The organism is Methanosarcina baltica, from assembly GCF_055394095.1.
Window position 1 is genome coordinate 1,068,804 of record NZ_AP042463.1, and the last position, 18,833, is coordinate 1,087,636.

Below are 18,833 nucleotides of genomic sequence, written 5' to 3' on the forward strand. Positions count from 1 at the left end.
GAGATTTAAAAATGAAGAGAAAAGAAAGAAAAGGGATGAAAATTGCAGCTAAAATCCTGTTTTTAATAATCGTTTTAGGGCTTACCTGGCCCACGGCATCCGCCGCAACAATCACAGTAGACCCCCTGGGAGAAGGGGACTATACCAGTATACAGGCCGCCATAGATGCCGCAAACCCGGAAGACACGATCCTTGTAAACAGCGGGACCTATACTGAGAACCTTAAAATCGACAAGTTACTGAAGCTCTGGTCCGACTCAAGAAACCCGGGAGACACCCTGATACGGGCTGCAAACTCTGCTGAACCCGTTATTGCAATCAGTTCAAGCCGCACAACCTTAAACGGGTTTGGAATAAGCGGGTCCGATGAAGCAGGGATTTACCTTGAGGGAGTTGAAAAGTGTGAGGTGAGCAACAATGAAATATCAGGAGCGAAAACGGGCCTCATTCTCAAAGATTCCAGGGAAAATATCCTGAACAATAACGTAATGTCCCTGAACGAAAAAGGAATCTTGCTGGAAAACTCAAACGAAAACAAGATCTGGAAAAACACCCTCGCTTACAACTACGAATACGGGATATCCCTTGAGGAAAGCACCGGGAACAAGATTTACAACAACTACCTGAAAAACACAGAAAATGTTGAGAAAAGGTCCGAAAACCTTGAAAACACCTGGGGCCTTTCCATATCAAGAGATAAAAACGTGGTCGGTGGTCCCTACATATCCGGCAACTTCTGGGCCAACCCCGAAGGCACAGGCTTTTCCGAGACCGGCGTGGATGAAGACGGAAACGGGCTCTGTGACAGCCAGTACGAAATAATGGAAGGACTGTTTGATGAATACCCGCTCTACCCGAAATACCCGACAGGCGTTGAAGCCCTCGAAAACCGGCTTGATGCAGAAAGCTATGAAGCAGGGCTTGCCGGAAGAGAAGGAATGAATACGGAAGAGGGAACCGGGGACGAAGTGGAAACCACGGAAGTAAATGAAACCGAAGTGGAAGTTCCGGAAGAAGATGAAACCGAAGCAGAAGCTCAGACCCCTGAAGGCGAAGAGGGAGATGAAACGGCTACGGAAGAAAATGGAGCTCCGGCCCCTGGCTTTATGATTACGGCCGCCGTTCTTGGAACTGTGTATTTGCTGAAAAGAAGAAGAAACTGAGCCTTACGGAAGGTTAAAAAAGAAGTAGGGGGAAAAATATTCCCCCGCCCGAAAAAAGAAAATTCAGAAAAAAATCACTTGTGGGAAAAGTAAGCCACAATCTCTTTTTCACTGACGGAATCGATCCTGCAGAAGCCGAACCTTTCGAACTGCACGACCTTATCCAGCTCGTTCTTAATTCCGCGTTCTCCGATCCCCTCGATGAAGCCCCCGGGCCCGAGCACTTTTACGGATATCCCGTCTAAGGGAGCCCAGTGGAGGATCCTGCCCTTTGCCTCACGGAGCTGCTCAATGGAGTTGCCGGTGTACTTTGCCTGTAGCGGGGAAAGCGAGGAAATTTCCACGTTGTAGAGGTCCTTTAAGCGAAGCACGCTTCCGACTTCCAGTTTCTCGACATCGTCTCCTGCAAGGAGCACCCTGTCCTCAACCGGGATTTCCCTCATACCCCTTGTGGTGTCGGTCGGGTGGAGAGGGACTTTTGCCACGGTGGACTCGGCCCCAATGATTTCCAGCTCCACGGGGTCCCGGACAAAGAAGTAGCGGTTGGCTATGGGGTCCACGAGTTTCCGGTTCTCGGCATAGAGGGACTCCATGCTGATACTCACGTCCGTCATCCCGAGCCCCATTTCGATCATGAACTTTTTGAGGGCTTCGGCCCGGATACCCCGACGGCGAATGGCCCTTATAGTGGGAAGACGCGGGTCGTCCCAGCCGGAATAGACCCCGCCTTCGATGTCTTTTCGAAGCGTGCTTGTGCTGAACTTCCCGAACTCGTGGATCTTGATCCGGCCCCAGTGGGAGGTCTTCGGGTAATCCCAGCCCAGGTATTTGTAAATGTAGCCCTGACGTTTTTCACTGTCCATGAGGTCTTTTCCCCGGATGATGTGAGTCATGCCAAGTTCGTGGTCCTCGATTGCCCCCGCAAAGTCCAGAAGGGGCCAGACAATGTACTTTTCCCCGATCTCCACCCTTGGATGGGACATCTTGCGGATACGGAAGGCTCCCCAGTCCCGAAGCGCGGGGTCCTTGTGCTCGATATCGGTCTTTATGCGGAGCACGGCCTCCTGGTCTTCGAAGCCTCCTGCAAGCATCTTTTCCCAGTATTCCAGGTTGAGCTCGGGGCTCTGGTCCCTGTGAGGACAGGGCTGTTTGGCGTCCTTGAAGGTTTTGAAATCCCCGCCCTGGCAGAAACAGACATAGGCCTTGCCCATTTCAATAAGTTTCTTTGCGTAATCGTAATAGAGGGGGAAACGGTCCGAGGCATAGACCACCCTATCAGGCTCAACCCCGAGCCATTTGAAATCGTCCAGATACCATTCATAGGCCTTGAGCATGGGCCGCTTTTTGTCAGGGTCCGTGTCGTCAAAACGCAGGATGAATTTGCCCCCGTACATCTTCACGTACTCGGAATTGACAATCATCCCGCGGGAACTGCCAAGAGTCGCAGGCCCGTTAGGGTTCGGGGCAAAGCGCATGACGACTTTACCTTCTTCGGCTCCCTCAAGGGGTTTAAGGCCTTTTTCAGGCACCTTTTTCACACTCAGGGCCTCGATAAGCTCGGGCGCGATTTCCGAAAGCCGGGCTTCCCAGATTTCGGGGTTTCCCTTCGCAAGCTCTGAACAGACTTCTGAAAGCCCGACCGAGACGGCCTTCGGGTCCTGCCGGAGCTGAGGGCATTCTCCCATAACCTTGCCCATAACGGCTTTCGGCTGGGGGGCTTTTCCATATTTCACGGCATTTTGAAGTGCGTATTTTTCGATTGTTTTAAGGTCTTCAGGATTCAGACTCATAAATGACTCTCCGGATAAGAAAAAACGGTATGATGAAAATAAAGGAACTCAGCAAAAAGGCTGATTATTCCAGAATAATTTCGGCGAATAATAGAAAGAAGGATAGAAAAAGGATTATAAAAAGTAAACGTATCCACAGTATCCAGGAAAAATAGGGAACAGAGAAAGTTAAAATAAAGGAAGTTATTTCGGAATCAATGCCTCTATGCTATGAAAAGTCCTAATTAGTATCACAAACTATTATGAATTTGTGATATAAACTGTTCTTTGTATAGTGGATTAACACTAACAGGGTGAAGCACAACACCCTCTATCCCCTCTGCAAAGGCATTAGGGATTGCTTTTCTAATCATATTATATGCTGCATTGACATCAGCGTTAAGAAGAACTCCCGTGGCACTTCGGAAAAGCCCTCTTTTGACCCGTTTTCCGAGATATTCTTCATGGTGTTCCATTAGCTCATTATCAAGGAAAGAGCATTTGCTTGTATAGGACTCTTCGATCCGTTCAACCGAAATTCCAACCTCTCCAGCCTTGTACTCGACCATTGAAATAAAGGTACTGTGAGGGATCTGAGCAAAATTCTGATTATTTTTCTTGCCCATGTTGGTTTTCTGTTTCCAGAAAGGGTTGCTTCCGATAATGATATTCTCCACGTTCATTTCCAGAGCATAGTTGACTATTGCCCTGCTCAGTTTGTGGAGTACGTCTTTAATCCGTGAGTTTCGTTTATGGGTAAGTACTTCTATACTCTTTCCGGTCTTGATCCCATGCTTTTCATAAGTGCTCTGTAGCTTTGCTTTCTGCTTGTTGTAAAATTGATTTACTGACTTGGCAACCCCGCCCTTAACAATAATTGGGTTTTCACCAAAATTGTTTGCAATAGTTGCAAGGTTGACAACTCCAAGATCAATTCCCAGGACTCGACCAGAAGTAAGAGGTATGGGATCTTCGATTTCCTTTTCAAAAACAATTTCACAGGTGTATCCTGCGTGTTTTGGAATGATCCTGACTTCTCTCAAATTAGTATCATCAGGAAGTCTTGTCTGGATGGATAACGGAACTACTTTGGGAAACTTGAGCTCCCCGTCTTTGATACTGACCTGTTGATTTGTAAAAATTAACGTAACTATTCAGCCATACTTTGAACAAAGGCAATTTTTCCTCGTTTCGAGGAAAAATTGCATATAAAATAACTCTATCTCTTCAGTATCATGCTTACACGTGAAGAGATTCTTGAAATCTATGAAGAAGGCCCTGAAGCAGTCGTTGCTGTAATTCAGAGACTTGAGACTATCATAGAGAAACAGGCTTCTCAAATTGCTGAACTTGAGGAACGTGTAAGGGTTTTAGAGGCTCGTCTAAATCAAAACAGCCAAAACAGCAGTAAACCTCCTTCTACTGACGTTTTTGTGAATGAAAAACCTAAACCTAAGAGTAGCCGCACAAGAAGTGGGAAAAAACCTGGTGGTCAAAAAGGTCATTCTGGAAGTACTTTCGAAATGGTTGGGGATCCTGACCATATAATATTTCATTCCCCTCACTGCTGTGAAAATTGTGGTCATGATCTTGAAGATACTGAAGTTCGGGACTGTGAACGCAGGCAAGAAGCTGATATTCCTCCTGTGAACATCATATTTACCGAACATCGTGCTGAGTCCAAGAAATGCCCTCACTGTGGGAAAATAAACAAAGGTACTTTTCCAGACTCTATAAAATTCCCTATTCAATATGGACCTCGCCTTTTATCCTCTCTTGTATATTTAAGGAACTTTCAATTGATTCCTTATAAACGGATTTGTGATTTGTCAGAGGACTTTTATGGAATACGTATCAGCCCTGCTACCATAAAAAGAGCTGAAAAGGAATTATTCCAGAAATTGGAACCTTTCGAAAAAGCTGTTTTCGAACATCTACGGGTAGCCTATTCTGTACATTGTGATGAAACAGGAATGAGGGTTTTAGGGACAAAATGGTGGCTCCATGTTGTTTCAAACAGTCTGTGGACATACTATTTTGTACATCCAAAAAGAGGATCAGAGGCAATGAATGCTTTGGGTTTTCTTCCAGAATACAAGGGGGTAGTAGTTCATGATGGTTGGGCATCATACAACAAATATGGATGTGAACATGCTCTCTGCAATGCTCATCTTAAGAGGGACCTCACTGGAGTTGAAGAGAATTTTGAGCAGCAATGGGCTAAAAAAGTAAATGAACTTCTGAGTGAAGTAAAAAAATATACCGACGAATGCAGAGAAATGGAAATTCCAATAGATCCAATAAAAGTCAGGGCATTCGAGGAAATATACGATAAAATAATTAAAGAGGGAATTGAAGAAAATCCACCTCCTGACCTCTCAAAACAGGTTAAAAAAAGAGGAAGACCAGCACAAACAAAAGCAAAGAATCTCCTTGATAGGTTCATAAAATACAAGGATAGGATTCTGAAATTCCTCAATGACCTGAGAGTTCCATTTGATAATAATCAAGCAGAGCGAGACATCAGAATGATGAAGCTACAACAGAAGATTTCGGGAACTTTCCGAAGCATCGAAGGAGCGGTAGCTTTCTGCAGAATTCGGGGATACATATCCACTATTAGAAAGAATAGCTTGAATGTCATGGATGCTATTCGAGCGGCGCTCAATGGAGCGCCGCTATTATCCGATAGTTGCAACATTAGCTGAAACTATGCTTTTTTTATCAGTAGGCTGAATAGTTACAAATTAACAAGTATTCCCCGTTTTTTTCCAGATACTTTGGAGGCTTTGGTTTGCCTGTGAAAAGTTCAGGATTATTTTTGTAAGATTTTAAAGCTTCGAAAAAAGATTTCCAGTTACGGTCAAGTACTTTCAGAGTCTGTTGAGCAGATTTAGCAGGAAGCTCTTTGTAAGGCTCAGAGGCCTTCACAAGCCCATAAAGTTTATTGTACCTGATCCATTTTCCGTTATTGAAGAACTCCTGTCTGATAATATAATCAGAGAAATTGTACAGGTTTTTGGACTTATGGCACAAATCCCCTATTTCCCTGGAATGAAACTGGATTTGCTCAACACGTTTAATTATCAATTTGGCTCGACCTCGATTTCTAACCTTTTTTCTTTCTTTTCTTTTGTTATAATGTTTCACAGAATAATAATGAAGCATTGAAATTATTTCGTCAAATATTTCTGATGCTTAATGTATTTCTTGATACCTTTAGCAGATTGAGCACTTCTTTTGCATTTATGGTGGATATTATATAATATAATCTGGATACTAATTATGTCTATTGGGTGTTTTTACGTACTATACCCCTTATCCGGGCAAGTTTTTCATTAAGCTTTTCGAGTACCCCATCAAACGTCCGCAGGAAATCTGGCACGTTGTCCCCGGGAACCGCGCCCTGGGCCGAGGCTTTTATCAAGCCGGACTGTTCCAGCACCCTGAGGGAGTAGCGAACCTTGTGGTTCTGCATCCCGGTCTCTTCAGCGAGTTTCAGAATTCCGATCGGGCTTTCTTCAATTACTTTTTTTAAAACGGTCAGGTGGCGCTCGGTAAGCTCAAGTTCCGTTTCAATCTGGTCAAGCAGCATCAAATAACCTCATTTCTTAATGTCCCGATCCCCTCGATCTCCACTTCAACACAGTCGCCTCTCTGCATTTCCCCGACTCCTGGAGGGGTTCCGGTAGCGATTACGTCTCCAACTTCGAGGGTCATTATCCCGGATATGAACTCAAGCAGATAGGGGATGTTAAAAATCAGTTTGGACGTACTGGACTCCTGCCTGAGTTCCCCATTTACCCGGCAGAAAATTTTAGCATCCGAGAGGTTTATTTCTTCAGGAGAAGCCAGGTAGGGGCCGAAAGCCGCAAAGGTATCGAAACTCTTGGCCCGGGTCCACTGCCCGTCCTGCTGCTGGAGGTCCCGGGCGGTCACATCATTAAAACAGGTATAACCCGCAACAATATCCCCGGCCCGGCTGGCTTCTACGTTCTTGCAGCGTTTCCCGATAACAACTGCAAGTTCGGCCTCGTAGTCCACGCGGGAACTGCACGCCGGATAAAGGATTTTGCCCCCGTGCCCGATAACGGCCGAGGGGGGTTTTAAAAAAATTAGAGGGGTTTCGGGGACTTCCATGGAAAGTTCTTCCGCATGGTCCCTGTAATTAAGGCCAACGCAAATAATTTTAGAAGGGTTTGAAGGGGGAAGGACCCGGAGTTCCGAAAGCTCAAAAGTCCCCGGAGGACCGTCTGCTGTCGGATATACCCGACCGTCATCAATTTCCCCGTAAAAGACCTCATCACCTGATCTAAACCTGCCGATCATAAAATATCCTTCCTTTTTGTCCGCTTTTTTTAGTATATCGATTCCAAAATATGAGAATTTACTGGAAATTCGTTGATCTATGGATTGTTCTCCAAAATTAAGATTTGTGAACGTACATTGGAATCGCAGTATTAGTTCAATCTTTCTTATTTTTTTAAAACATATATGCGCCCTTAAATTTTAACTCTTCGCCCGCTGGCATCCCGGGTATATTTCCCGAACTCGGATTCAAGGAGCTTTTCCCCGGAAAAAACCGGTCCGTCCTTGCAGACCCGAAGCCCATAAGGATCCAGGCAACAGGCCCCACAGACTCCGATTGCACACTTGAAATAACGGTGAAGGCTGAACTCGGCCCGCTCAACCTCGCCTTTTCCTTTGAGCACATTAAAGACCGCGGCCATCATGGGCTCAGGCCCGCAGACCGCAATTTTTCCGTATTCAGAGACATCCAGGCCCTCGAGGACAGTCGTAACAAAGCCCTTTGTGCCTTCGGTCCCGTCGTCCGTAGTGATATCGAGAATACCGGCTTCAGAAAACCTTTCCTTTAAAACCAGTTCTTGAGCTGACCTGGCCCCGAGAATGGTATGGACCTCAGCCCCGGATTCCCGGCAGGCTTCAGCATAGGGAGCAAGCGGGGCGACTCCGACTCCTCCCGCAACAATCAGGACCTTCTCGTCCGGAGAAGGAAGAGTAAAACCGTGTCCAAAGGGCCCCCGGAGCCCGAAAGAATCTCCCTCATTTAACTCAAATAGTTTCGAGGTAGCTTCCCCGATCTTCTGGACCGTTATCGAGTTTTTGCTCGACAGGCCCATTGGCACCTCATCAACGCCCCGGACCCAGACCATCACAAACTGCCCGGGCTCCGCGGCCTCAAAGCAGTGATCGAAAACAAAAGTCCTGGTCGAGGGAGACTCCTCGATAATCCCTTCTATAGTAACATTAAGCGGACGCATCAGACCATCTCATGGGCAAGCCCTATAATATCCTTTACATCCCCGTAGCCTTTCCGGCCGAGGAATGCCTCAATTCCCGCACTTATTTTGGAAAAGATGTCCAGCCTCTCGTAGACGGCCGAGCCAACCTGTACGGCGGATGCTCCCGCCAGCATCATTTCCACGGCATCTTCCCAGGTTGAAACTCCTCCAACCCCGATGACCGGGACCTCAAGGGCCGCATAGAGGTCGTAGACACACTTTACAGCAACCGGTTTTACGGCAGGGCCGGATAGCCCCCCGGAACGGTTCCCAAGGATGGGATAGCCGGACTCGATGTCAATTGCCATCCCTTTCAAAGTATTGATGGCAACGACCGCGTCCGCGCCCCCGGCTTCGGCGGCTTTTCCGATAACCGTGATATCGCTGACATTCGGGGTCAGCTTGACCCAGACCGGCAGGTCCGAAACTTCCTTAACCGCAGCCGTGATGGCCTCCACCAGGCAGGGGTTTGACCCGACCGCCGCCCCGTAGCCTTCCGCATGAGGACAGCTCACGTTTAATTCGAAAGCGTCAGGTTTTCCGGGGAGAAGCCCTTCCGCAACCTCCGCAAACTCTTCAGCACTGCCCCCGAAGATGCTCGCAATCACAGGAACATCCGCAGAAGCCTTTGCGATTTCAAGTTCTCCCGTAAATTCGGAGTAAGAGGGGTTCGGGAGCCCCATGGCATTTAAGAACCCGCATTCCAGCTTTATCATGCTGGGGTTCGGGTGCCCTTTCTTGGGTTCCGGGCCGATTGACTTGCTGACCACGGCTCCGGCTCCCCCCTCAAGCGCAACCCTCTGCAAAGAAGCTCCGGTTGTGCCGAGAACCCCGGCAGCGAGGATGATAGGGTTTTTCAGTTCAAGACCGGTGAGTGAATACATGCTTACTCCTTAATTTCCCTTAATTATTCCTTAATTATTCCTTAACTTTCCCTTAATTATTCCTTAACTTTCCCTTAATTATTCCTTAATTATTCCTTAATTTCCTCTGAAAATTCAACAGTCCCAGTTTTCTCTAGAAATAACCAGTAACGCGGCTTCGGCAAGTTCCTTGCCACCCATATCTGCAAGTTCCTGCCCGAGTTCCCTGGCTTTTTCCAAACAACCGAGCATGGGGATAACCTCATCGACCTTTATGGTTTCCGTGCCGTCCAGGGAAAGGACCTCGGCCCTGACCCTTATGGTTTCCCCGGCTTCGAGGAAAGTGGCATAGGAAGCAACCGGTGTCGTGCAGCCTCCTCCGAGTTCCATGATAAGGAGCCGCTCAAGCTCGGTCTCGATCCGGGTCTGCGCATGGTCAAGGGCAGAGACCGCTTTTTCGGCCTCAGTCCCGGCCAGCGTGGACATGGCGATGGTGCCCTGGTTGGGGGAAGGACAGAAAAAGTCGGGGTTTAAGATTTCCCCTTTAATTTCGTCCACCCAGCCCATGCGCTCAAGCCCCGCCCTTGCAAGCAGGATGCCGTCGTACTGGCCGTCCCTTAACTTCTGAAGCCTTGTATTGATATTGCCCCGGAGTTCCTGGATAACCAGATCAGGCCTGTACCTGCGCATCTGGGCAGCCCTCCGAAGAGAACTTGTGCCAATAATTGCCCCCGTGGGAAGCTCGTCCAGTTCGGTCCCGTCGTAGGTGATCAGGACGTCAAAGGGAGAATCGCGAGCAAGCACCGCAGCTGTCGGAAGTTCCTCGGGCCGGATGGTGGGCATATCCTTCATGGAATTAACGGCAATATCGATTTCTCCCGCAAGCATCACGTCGTCAAGCTCGCGCACAAAGGCTCCCACGCCTGAAACAGCGTGCAGGGGTCGGTCTGTGAAACGGTCCCCTATCGTTTTTATAACCTGCCTGGTCGTATCAACACCCCGCTCTTTTAAGAGGCGTTCAACGGTTTCAGCCTGTGCAAGCGCTAATGCGCTGCCTCTTGTTCCTATGATCATGATGCAGTCCTCAAATTTCTCGAATATATCGGAAGTTGGGCGTTTTCAAATAAAATCCTTAGAGGTTTTCCTTATAGGCCTCAAGCGTTTTTTCGAGGTCCTCTTCCGTGTGGGCGCTCGATATGAAGTTGGTCTCGAACTGGGAAGGAGGCAGGAAAATTCCACTCGCAAGCATCCTGTGGAAGAAGGTCAGATACCCTTCCTTATCGCATTTCAGGACGTCCTGGTAATTTTTGGGTTCGGCTCCGAAGAAGACCTTGAACATGGAAGCAATCCCGGACACGTAATAGTCAAGCCCTTCGTCTGCGACGATATCCGAAAGGGCTTTTCGGAGGAAGTCTCCCGTTGCGTTCAGTTTTGCGTGCAGGTCTTCCTTTTTCATATAATCGAGGACGGCAATTCCCGCGGCAACCGAGCAGGGACTTCCGCTGAAGGTCCCGGCCTGGTAAACGGGACCGGAGGGGGCAATCATTTCCATGATTTCGCTTTTCCCTCCGAAGACCCCGATGGGAAGGCCTCCGCCCACGATCTTGCCGAGGGTGGTCATGTCAGGCACGACTCCGTAGTATTCCTGGGCCCCGCCCATGGCAAGCCTGAAGCCGGTGATTACCTCGTCAAAAATAAGGAGGACGTCGTTTTCTTCTGTGAGTTTCCGAACTTCCTGAAGATAGCCGGGCTCCGGCAGGATAGGACCAACGTTGCCCTGCACAGGCTCCAGGATCACGGCCGCAAGGTCGTCCCTGTTCTGTTCCACAAGAGAGGTCATGGTCTCAAGGTCGTTGAAAGGTGTCTGGAGGGTGTACTTCGTAAAGTCAGTCGGGATGCCCTGGGAATCAGGTTCCCCGAGTGTGCTCGCCCCGGAACCTGCCTTTACCAGGACCGCGTCGTGGGCCCCGTGGAAGCCCCCTTCAATCTTGACGAACTTATTTTTCCCGGAATAGCCTCTGGCCAGGCGGATGGCGCTCATCGTAGCTTCCGTGCCCGTGGACACAAAGCGGAGCATGTCGATGCTCGGATAGTAGCCAGTAATCTTTTCGGCAAGGGTGACCTCAAGTTCGGTCGGGGTGCCATAGAGCCAGCCCTTATCCAGCTGGGAAACGATAGCCTCCTTTATGACCGGGTTGTTGTGCCCGAGAATCTCAGGGCCGTAGGCCAGGCAGTAGTCAATATACTCGTTTCCGTCAAGGTCCCTTATTTTCGAGCCGTTGCCCGAGGTCGTGTAAAAGGGGAAGGGCTTGATCGCACGTACCGGGCTGCTAACCCCGCCCGGAATCAGGGCCTTTGCCTTTTCGTACATCTGTTCGGATTTTTCAAGTGTCATGAAATTCACTCCGGATTTTTCAGAAAAAATAATTCAAAATTTGTAGGTATGTAGGTCTGTAAATCTGAAATCAGTAAATCAGTAAGATTTGTAAGGTATGTAAATCGGTAAATCGGTACGTAACATAGAAGACTTCCTATTTTTATCTTCCACTGCCTTTCCCTATAAAGAAGTTACCGGGAAAGCTGAAAATCAAAAATGAAAAGAAAGGGCCCGAAAAGCAGCAGGAAAAAAGAAAAAAACCTGCCGCCGGAGAGGTGTCCCGTGGTCCTTCTGGATTATTTCGGGAATCTACCATGGGCTCATGGGCTCTGTCAGCTCGGAAAGGATACGCACGCCTCACCTGAGCCTGCGGGCGATATCCTTTGCGAAATAGGTGATGATAATGTCCGCCCCGGCCCGCTTTATTGAAAGAAGGGCCTCGTAGACGGTCTTTTCCTCATCGAGCCAGCCTTTTTCCGCGGCCGCTTTGAGCATGGAGTACTCTCCGCTTACGGCGTAGGCAGCAGTCGGCATTTCAAGCTCGTGCTTTACCCGGTACACGATGTCCAGATAGGGAAGAGCGGGCTTGACCATGAGGATGTCCGCGCCCTCGGCAACGTCAAGGACAGCTTCCCGGAGGGCCTCGTCACTGTTTGCCGGGTCCATCTGGTAGCTTGAACGATCCCCAAAGGAATAACCGGAATCAGCCGCTTCCCTAAAGGGGCCGTAGAAAGAGGAATGGAACTTTGCGGCATAGGACATGATTGGGATGTCTTCGAAGCCCTGTTCGTCCAGGGCTTTTCGGATTGCGGCAACCATGCCATCCATCATCCCCGAGGGAGCCAACATATCGGCTCCGGCTCTTGCGTGGCTTAACGCGATTTTGCCCAAGATTTCAAGGGTAGGATCGTTCAGGACTTCTTCGGCTGCGAAGTCCACGATCCCACAGTGCCCGTGGTCCGTGTACTCGCACATGCAGATATCGGTGATTACGACAAGTTCGTCTCCGACCTCGGCCTTGATCCTCCGGACAGCTTCCTGGATTACGTCGTGTTCCCCGTAAGCGGAACTGCCTCCCGCGTCCTTGTGCCCCGGGATCCCGAAAAGAATAACCGCGGGAATTCCAAGGTCTACGACTTCCCTAGCTTCCTTTGCAATTTCCGAGAGTGGGAACCTGCATACCCCAGGCATGGAGGAAATTTCCTGAACCTGGTCAATGGTCTCATCCACGAAAATGGGGTGTACAAGGTCGTCGAGGGAGAGTGAATTCTCCCTTACAAGGTCCTTGATCTTTCCTTTTCTTAATCTTCGCATCCTTATTTCCGGAAACATAGGCATCACTCGTTTCAAATAATTAGTATTATTCTTCCATATTCAGGGGTTTTCCACCCATATCCAGAGATTTTCCACCCATATTCAGGGGTTTTCCATCCAGTTTGAAGACCCTGGAAACCGCATCAAGGAGTTCCTCATTTTCAAGTTCCGCGGCCTGTCTGAGGATTTTGGTGGGCTCGGCCAGGATCTTGTTTGCGATGGAATGGGTAAGGTCGTCCAGGACCTCTGTCTCGATTTCCCCGATGGTGTGGTAGGCGCTCAGACGGTTTACGGCTTTTTCCCGCTCCTGGCGCCGGACATCGTAGACCCGCTTGTAGAGCTTTGAGATAAGATCATCAGCCCTGCTGCGCTTGTACTGAAGTTTCAGGTTCAAAAACTCTTCTTCGATTATGGCTTCCACCTTTTTGGCTTCTTCCTTCCTCATCTTCAGCGTCTTTTCACTGATGACCCTGAGGTTATCTATATTGCAGAGTTCCACGTTTTCAAGTTCCCCTGCAGCTTCCTCGATATCCCTGGGGTTTGCGATGTCCACCAGAAGGAGTTTGTTCATCCTCCCCTCCGTCACCCTTTCAATATCGGCCTTCGTGAGGATCAGGTGGGGGGCGCCGGTTGCACTGATCACGACATCGGCATCTTTCAGGTAGCTGTCAATGTCGTCCAGCCTGACCGCATGTCCCCCGAGTTCGAAAGCGAGTTCCTCGGCGGTTTTGAAGGTCCGGTTCGCGATGTAAATGCCCTCGATGTCCCTTTCAGCAAGGGCCTTTGCAACCAGGATACCCATTTCTCCGGCCCCGATAACGAGCACGTTCTTTCCCTTAAGGTCTCCGAAAATGGCTTCGGAAAGCTCGACAGCGGCCGATCCAATGGAAACAGAACCCTCGTTAATCCGGGTCTCGGTCCGGACCCTTTTTCCGAGCTGGATTGCCTTTTTAAAGGCCAGGTCAAGGGTTTTGCCTGCCGTCCCTTTTTCTTTCGCAAAGGCGTACATCTCCTTGATCTGTCCCAGGATCTGATCTTCTCCCATGATCATGGACTCAAGCCCACAGGAGAGCCTGAGGAGGTGGATCAGGGACTCATCGTGCCCGTAAAATTCGACAATGTTGGAGGAGACACCCTTTTCTTTTGCAAAGTTAAAGAGCACGCTGCTACCTCTGGGGGAAAGGACATAGATCTCGGCCCTGTTACAGGTCTTCATTATAACACATTCGTAAACCGAGTCTTTGGAATATAAGTATTGAAGTAAGCTCTCAAGATCCCCCCCATGCCACAGACATTCCATTTCTTCAACTTTCGCTTTTTTGTGAGAGATGATCATGCTAGAGATTTCAGTCAAGAGAGAGGCCTCCGAATAAATGATTTCTAAGCAGTTTAAACGGTGAATTTGACGGTTGTAAGCAAGCTGTAAATTAAATGTAAATTAATGTAGATTAAATGTAAATTAATGTATATTAAATACGAATTAAATATGAATTAAGCAAGCTGTAAATTAAAGTTTCTTACCGAAAGTAATTGATATACGATTGATGCACCTCTGTTTACCAGGCACAAATCAACTAAACCCGATTAAATGAGAATACATATTATTAATACGTATTTGTTAACCGATAGCTCCCGGGCTTATATAAGAATCAGTTCCTATTTTTAAAGGCTGCCCCCCGTGGGGACTTCATTCAGTCAGAGAAAATGGACTCAGGATTAAGATGTCCGGCAACAAGAGTATACGCAAAACGAACCGCTTCTTCGTATGATTCGGCGAGTTTTTCCCAGACCTCTTCATTGTCAAGGACCTTCCAGAGGATTAGCTGCCTTCTTTTCTGTTCCGCAACATGCTCTTTGAGGTAGGCCCGGAGTTCGGCCTGAAGCCTTATCATCCCCTCGTACTCCGGGGTGATGACGCTTTCTATATTTTTACGAGTGAACTTCGAAACCGCAGGGCTCTGCCCGAATGTCGAGATCCCGATCATCAGTGGGCCCCTCCGGATAATCGAGGGCACAACCGCAGGCCCCGCAAATTCCACGCGGTTTACAAGGCTTCCGCCCCCTTCCGCAAGGGCTGCGATCCTGTCGTTTAAGGAGAGGCTGCTGGTTGCCGGGATAACTAAAAAAGCCCCGTCCATCAGGGCGAGGAGGTTTTCATCCGGGACCCCGGAAAGGTCCAGCTCAAAGAGTTTTACCATTCCGGCCTCCTCAAGTTCATGCAATTTTTCAGAAAAACCCAGGCTTGCGACTATCGTGTCCGCAACTTCGGAAAAGAGGGCGGCCTTTCGTTCCCCGACCGAGCCCCCTCCGAAAATAACGACCTTCCGGCCTGAAAAATCAATCATAAGAGGAAGATAACGTTCTGGCTCCTGCACGACTTTTTCACCCCTCAAAATCCCAGAAAGATTATGAAAAATATTATGAAAATGTTATAAAAACGTTGCGGAAATATTTTTATAAATATAATGGAAATATTATAAGGGGGCAGCCGGCTCTTTCAGAGCCTGACCCCGGTTTTCTTAAATTCCCATTCACTGAAAAGCAGCTTGTATTCCTTTATGCCCGTAGCCTCCGAGATCCGGGCGGCCACTTCCTCACACTCGGCTTCGGTGTAAGAATGCACCATGGTAAAGAGGTTATACGGCCAGTCAGGAAAACGCGGGCGCTGGTAGCAGTGGCTGACCTCCGCAAAATCGGCCATGATCAGCCCGACTTCTTCGACTCGCTCGTCGGGTACGTTCCAGACACACATGGCATTTGCCGTAATCCCTATGAGCCTGTGCCCGAGAGAGGCTCCGAAACGCCGGATCTTTCCTTCTTCCTGGAGCTTTTGGAGACGCTCCACAACTTCTTTTTCAGTCAGGCCCAGTTCCTTTGCGACCCCCGCAAAGGGAGAACGGGTAAGGGGGATACCGTCCTGTGTGAGTTTGAGAAGCTTTATGTCTATTTCATCCATTTTTGTTACCCTGGTTTCCAGGCCCTGCCCGAAAAAGTAAATTAATTTGATATTGAAAAATTACCGGATACTGAACGTATCGAATATTGAAAAATTGCTATACCACTTACCTGATATTAAACTTCACCCTGATCTTGAACTGCTGTAGGGTGGGAAGGTCCAGCATCGGACAGCCGGATTTTGTTTTTATGCGTTCTATTATAAAATCGAGTTCCTCCTTGCTGTGGGCCGAGAGGGTGAACCAGAGGTTGTAATCGCCTTGCCGCTGGTAGTTATGGGAGACTTCGGGGAAACTGCTTATGAAATCCGCGACTATTTCGATTCGTTCTTCCGGCACCCTGAGAGCGACAAGCGTACTTACACTTCCCAGTTTCCTGGAGTTCAGAACAGGCCCTATGCGCCGGACAGCTCCTTTATTGTTCAGGGCGTTCAGCCTCCTTAAAAGCTCTTCCTCGGAAAAACCAAGCTGCCCTGCAAGGGCTCTGAAGGGTTCTTCCTCAAGAGGAAAATCGGGTTGAATCGCGTTCAGAATGGCTTTATCGACTTCATCGAGCTTCAGACCTGTTTTCCCCTCTCCGCCGCAGAGGGGCGAAAAAGAGGTGTCGGATTTTACAAAGACCGCATTATTTTTATCAAGTTCAATCATCCAATCCCTGTCCTTTTTTTCGTGGGGTATAGACACAGTAGGGTTCCGCCTCAAGGTAGTCCCCGGTAGCCGCATAAGCCCGGGCCCGGCACCCTCCGCAGACGAGTTTATACTCACAGACCCCGCACTTTCCTTTTAGCTCCTCCGGGGCCCTGAGTTTCTTAAAGACCTCGGCCTCCTCCCAGACTTCCCTGAAAGGCTGCTCCTTAATGTTTCCTGCAAGAACTGGCAGGTAGCCGCAGGGGAAGACCTCCCCTACACTTGACACAAAGCAAAATCCGGTCCCACCGAGGCAACCTTTGGTCATAGCCTCATAGCCGTGGGTCTTTACCGTGATCTCGATTCCTTCCTTTTTCGCCCTCTGGCGCATGATCCTGAAATAGTGGGGGGCGCAGGTCGCTTTTAACTGGATATCCGTAGTTTTCTGCTGATCGTATAACCAGTTAAGGACCCTTTCGTATTCCACAGGGGAAACTTCATCCGAGTCCTGTCCTCTTCCCGTAGGCACCAGGAAAAAGACGTGATAGGCAACGGCCCCTATTTCCTTTGCAAACTCGAAGGTGGCCGGGATTTCCTCAAGGTTGTGCTTTGAAATCGTGGTATTGATCTGGAAGGGAATCCCTGCGGCTTTCAGGACTTCTATCCCGGCAAGGGAACGAGAAAACGCTCCGGGAACTCCCCTAAAACTATCATGGGTCTCAGCTATTGCCCCGTCAAGGCTAACGCTAACCCGCTGGACTCCGGAGTTTTTAAGTTTTTCTGCAATCTCAGGAGTCAGAAGAGTGGCATTTGTCGCAAGCACGACCCTGAGCCCCACCTCTGTGCCATACCTGGCAATCTCAAAGACGTCAGACCTTGTGAGGGGTTCGCCTCCGGTTATTATGAGTATGGGGTTTCCGAATTCCACGACCTCATCAATGAAATGCTTTGCTTCTTCGGTTGAAAGTTCCCCTTCGGGGACCCGGGATGTGGAAGAGCCCCTGCAGTGCACACAATTCAGGTTGCAACCCGAAGTAATCTCCCATGCGATAAGCCTTGGTGCTTTAGTCATGATGATCAGTATATTTAAAAAGAAACTTTGGATCTGAATAATAATTAGAATAATCTAGAGTTTGTTTATACCTGAGAGGTAATATTAATATCCTGTCATTTAGAAAAACGGACAGGAAAGAATACCGTAATTATTCTGCCATGCTAATAATACAGGAAGTAAGAGGTCATATTAATATCATTTCATTTAAGAATATGTTGAAAGTTAAGAAAAATACCGAGTTGGAAAAGGGAAAATGAAGAAAATGGAAAAGAAAGAGAAGGAAGGAAAGGAAAACTTCAGAAATCACTTTCCTCAAGCAGAGTTCTCGCGTTTATAAAACCGCTCCTGAGCATGTGGTCCGCAAGTACGAGCGCGACCATGGCTTCGGCCACGGGCACCATCCTGGGGGGGATTGTGGGGTCGTGCCTGCCTTTGATTGCGATTTCCGTGTCCTTTCCTGCCAGAAGGTCCACACTCTGCTGCGCTTTTGAAATGGAGGGCGTGGGTTTTACCGCAGCCCTACATACTATGTCAAGACCTGTGGAAATCCCGCCGAGGACTCCTCCGGCCCTGTTCCGGGCACAGCCCACGGAACCTTCTTCCATACGGAAGGGGTCGTTCATCTCACTTCCCCGGAGCTTTGCGGCCTCAAAGCCCGCCCCGATCTCAAAACCCTTGACCGCAGGGATGCTCATGATGGCTTTTGCAAGGTCCGCGTCAAGCCTGTCAAACACCGGTTCCCCGAGCCCTGCGGGCACGCCTCTTGCAAGGACCTCCACAATGCCCCCTATGCTGTCCCCATCTTCTCTGGCCCGGGCGACTGCCTCAAGCATCTTTTCGGAAGCTTCAAGGTCGGCACAGCGGACCGGCGTTTTTTCAACGTTTTCAAGCAGCTCTTCAAAGGTAGCAGGCCGGGCCCGGATGCCCCCGAGTTCGAGGACGTGAGCCGCGACCTGAATTCCTGAGCGGGCAAGGAGTAATTTCGCAAGGGCTCCGCCTGCAACCCTTCCGATTGTTTCCCGGGCCGAAGCCCTGCCCCCGCCACGATGGTCCCGGACCCCGTACCGGGCCTGGTAGGTAAAATCGGCATGTCCGGGCCTCGGGGTATTTTTAATCGCATCATACGAGGAAGAAAGGGCGTCTGCGTTCCAGACGAGCATGGATACGGGAGTACCGGTACTCAGTCCCTCAAAAATACCGGAAAGGATTTCCACCCTGTCCTTTTCCTGTCTCGGGGTGGAGATCGCGCTCTGCCCCGGCCGCCGCCTGTCCAGTTCCTTCTGCACGTCCGCTTCGGAAAAAGGGAGCCCTGCCGGAAGCCCGTCCACGACGACCCCTACGGCTCTGCCGTGGGACTCACCCCAGGTTGTGATCCTGAATATCTGCCCAAAACTGCTGCCAGCCATGGT

At 49.2% G+C, this 18,833-nt stretch carries 18 protein-coding genes; 2 read left to right on the plus strand and 16 right to left on the minus strand.

The features are described from left to right. Positions 1-11 precede the first annotated feature (11 nt). A complete protein-coding gene (locus ACZ5QV_RS04660; RefSeq protein WP_464601443.1) occupies positions 12-1,163 on the plus strand; it encodes a NosD domain-containing protein in 1,152 nt (383 codons plus the stop codon). Between the two features lie 74 nt (positions 1,164-1,237). Here the strand turns inward: ACZ5QV_RS04660 and ACZ5QV_RS04665 are convergent, their stop codons facing one another. After that, positions 1,238-2,953: a glutamate--tRNA ligase gene (locus tag ACZ5QV_RS04665; protein ID WP_464601444.1), complete on the minus strand. Its 1,716-nt coding sequence runs from the start codon at positions 2,951-2,953 to the stop codon at positions 1,238-1,240. A 230-nt stretch (positions 2,954-3,183) separates the two neighbouring features. Beyond that, positions 3,184-4,086 carry an RNA-guided endonuclease InsQ/TnpB family protein gene (locus ACZ5QV_RS04670; protein WP_464602030.1) on the minus strand — a complete coding sequence of 301 codons (903 nt, stop codon included), beginning with the start codon at positions 4,084-4,086 and terminating at the stop codon, positions 3,184-3,186. 81 nt (positions 4,087-4,167) lie between these two features. On the opposite strand from ACZ5QV_RS04670, the gene tnpC reads away from it, so the two are divergent. Then, positions 4,168-5,640, plus strand: coding sequence for an IS66 family transposase (tnpC, locus tag ACZ5QV_RS04675; protein WP_464599339.1), 1,473 nt, complete (start codon positions 4,168-4,170; stop codon positions 5,638-5,640). Between the two features lie 16 nt (positions 5,641-5,656). Here the strand turns inward: tnpC and ACZ5QV_RS04680 are convergent, their stop codons facing one another. The 14 genes from ACZ5QV_RS04680 to aroC form a co-directional block, all read right to left on the minus strand. After that, positions 5,657-6,022: a hypothetical protein gene (locus tag ACZ5QV_RS04680; RefSeq protein ID WP_464601445.1), complete on the minus strand. Its 366-nt coding sequence runs from the start codon at positions 6,020-6,022 to the stop codon at positions 5,657-5,659. Between the two features lie 199 nt (positions 6,023-6,221). Then, the gene (locus tag ACZ5QV_RS04685) at positions 6,222-6,527 is read right to left on the minus strand and encodes a hypothetical protein (RefSeq protein ID WP_464601446.1); all 306 of its coding nucleotides are present in this window, start codon (positions 6,525-6,527) and stop codon (positions 6,222-6,224) included. Next, positions 6,527-7,261 (minus strand): fumarylacetoacetate hydrolase family protein, encoded by a 735-nt coding sequence (locus tag ACZ5QV_RS04690; protein ID WP_464601447.1) that lies wholly within the window; start codon positions 7,259-7,261, stop codon positions 6,527-6,529. Before ACZ5QV_RS04690 ends, ACZ5QV_RS04685 begins: the two co-directional genes overlap by 1 nt. Before the next feature lie 173 nt (positions 7,262-7,434). Then, a complete protein-coding gene (locus ACZ5QV_RS04695; protein ID WP_464601448.1) occupies positions 7,435-8,214 on the minus strand; it encodes a dihydroorotate dehydrogenase electron transfer subunit in 780 nt (259 codons plus the stop codon). Then, the gene (locus ACZ5QV_RS04700) at positions 8,214-9,119 is read right to left on the minus strand and encodes a dihydroorotate dehydrogenase (RefSeq protein WP_464601449.1); all 906 of its coding nucleotides are present in this window, start codon (positions 9,117-9,119) and stop codon (positions 8,214-8,216) included. The genes ACZ5QV_RS04695 and ACZ5QV_RS04700 overlap by 1 nt, the downstream gene beginning before the upstream one ends. A 114-nt stretch (positions 9,120-9,233) precedes the next feature. After that, positions 9,234-10,172 carry a hydroxymethylbilane synthase gene (hemC, locus tag ACZ5QV_RS04705; protein WP_464601450.1) on the minus strand — a complete coding sequence of 313 codons (939 nt, stop codon included), beginning with the start codon at positions 10,170-10,172 and terminating at the stop codon, positions 9,234-9,236. A 58-nt stretch (positions 10,173-10,230) separates the two neighbouring features. Beyond that, a complete protein-coding gene (hemL, locus tag ACZ5QV_RS04710; protein WP_464601451.1) occupies positions 10,231-11,493 on the minus strand; it encodes a glutamate-1-semialdehyde 2,1-aminomutase in 1,263 nt (420 codons plus the stop codon). A 339-nt stretch (positions 11,494-11,832) separates the two neighbouring features. Next, positions 11,833-12,807, minus strand: coding sequence for a porphobilinogen synthase (gene hemB, locus ACZ5QV_RS04715; protein ID WP_464601452.1), 975 nt, complete (start codon positions 12,805-12,807; stop codon positions 11,833-11,835). Positions 12,808-12,835: 28 nt separating this feature from the next. Next, positions 12,836-14,143, minus strand: a complete 1,308-nt coding sequence (gene hemA, locus ACZ5QV_RS04720; protein WP_464601453.1) for a glutamyl-tRNA reductase — start codon at positions 14,141-14,143, stop codon at positions 12,836-12,838. Between the two features lie 337 nt (positions 14,144-14,480). After that, the gene (locus ACZ5QV_RS04725; RefSeq protein ID WP_464601454.1) at positions 14,481-15,164 is read right to left on the minus strand and encodes a precorrin-2 dehydrogenase/sirohydrochlorin ferrochelatase family protein; all 684 of its coding nucleotides are present in this window, start codon (positions 15,162-15,164) and stop codon (positions 14,481-14,483) included. A gap of 122 nt (positions 15,165-15,286) precedes the next feature. Next, positions 15,287-15,745 (minus strand): siroheme decarboxylase subunit beta, encoded by a 459-nt coding sequence (gene ahbB, locus ACZ5QV_RS04730; RefSeq protein ID WP_464601455.1) that lies wholly within the window; start codon positions 15,743-15,745, stop codon positions 15,287-15,289. A 106-nt stretch (positions 15,746-15,851) separates the two neighbouring features. Next, complete coding sequence (gene ahbA / locus ACZ5QV_RS04735; RefSeq protein ID WP_464601456.1) at positions 15,852-16,391, minus strand: siroheme decarboxylase subunit alpha; 540 nt, start codon at positions 16,389-16,391, stop codon at positions 15,852-15,854. Beyond that, positions 16,384-17,451, minus strand: coding sequence for a heme b synthase (ahbD, locus tag ACZ5QV_RS04740; protein ID WP_464602031.1), 1,068 nt, complete (start codon positions 17,449-17,451; stop codon positions 16,384-16,386). Before ahbD ends, ahbA begins: the two co-directional genes overlap by 8 nt. Before the next feature lie 269 nt (positions 17,452-17,720). Beyond that, positions 17,721-18,830, minus strand: coding sequence for a chorismate synthase (aroC, locus tag ACZ5QV_RS04745; RefSeq protein ID WP_464601457.1), 1,110 nt, complete (start codon positions 18,828-18,830; stop codon positions 17,721-17,723). Between the last annotated feature and the right edge of the window lie 3 nt (positions 18,831-18,833).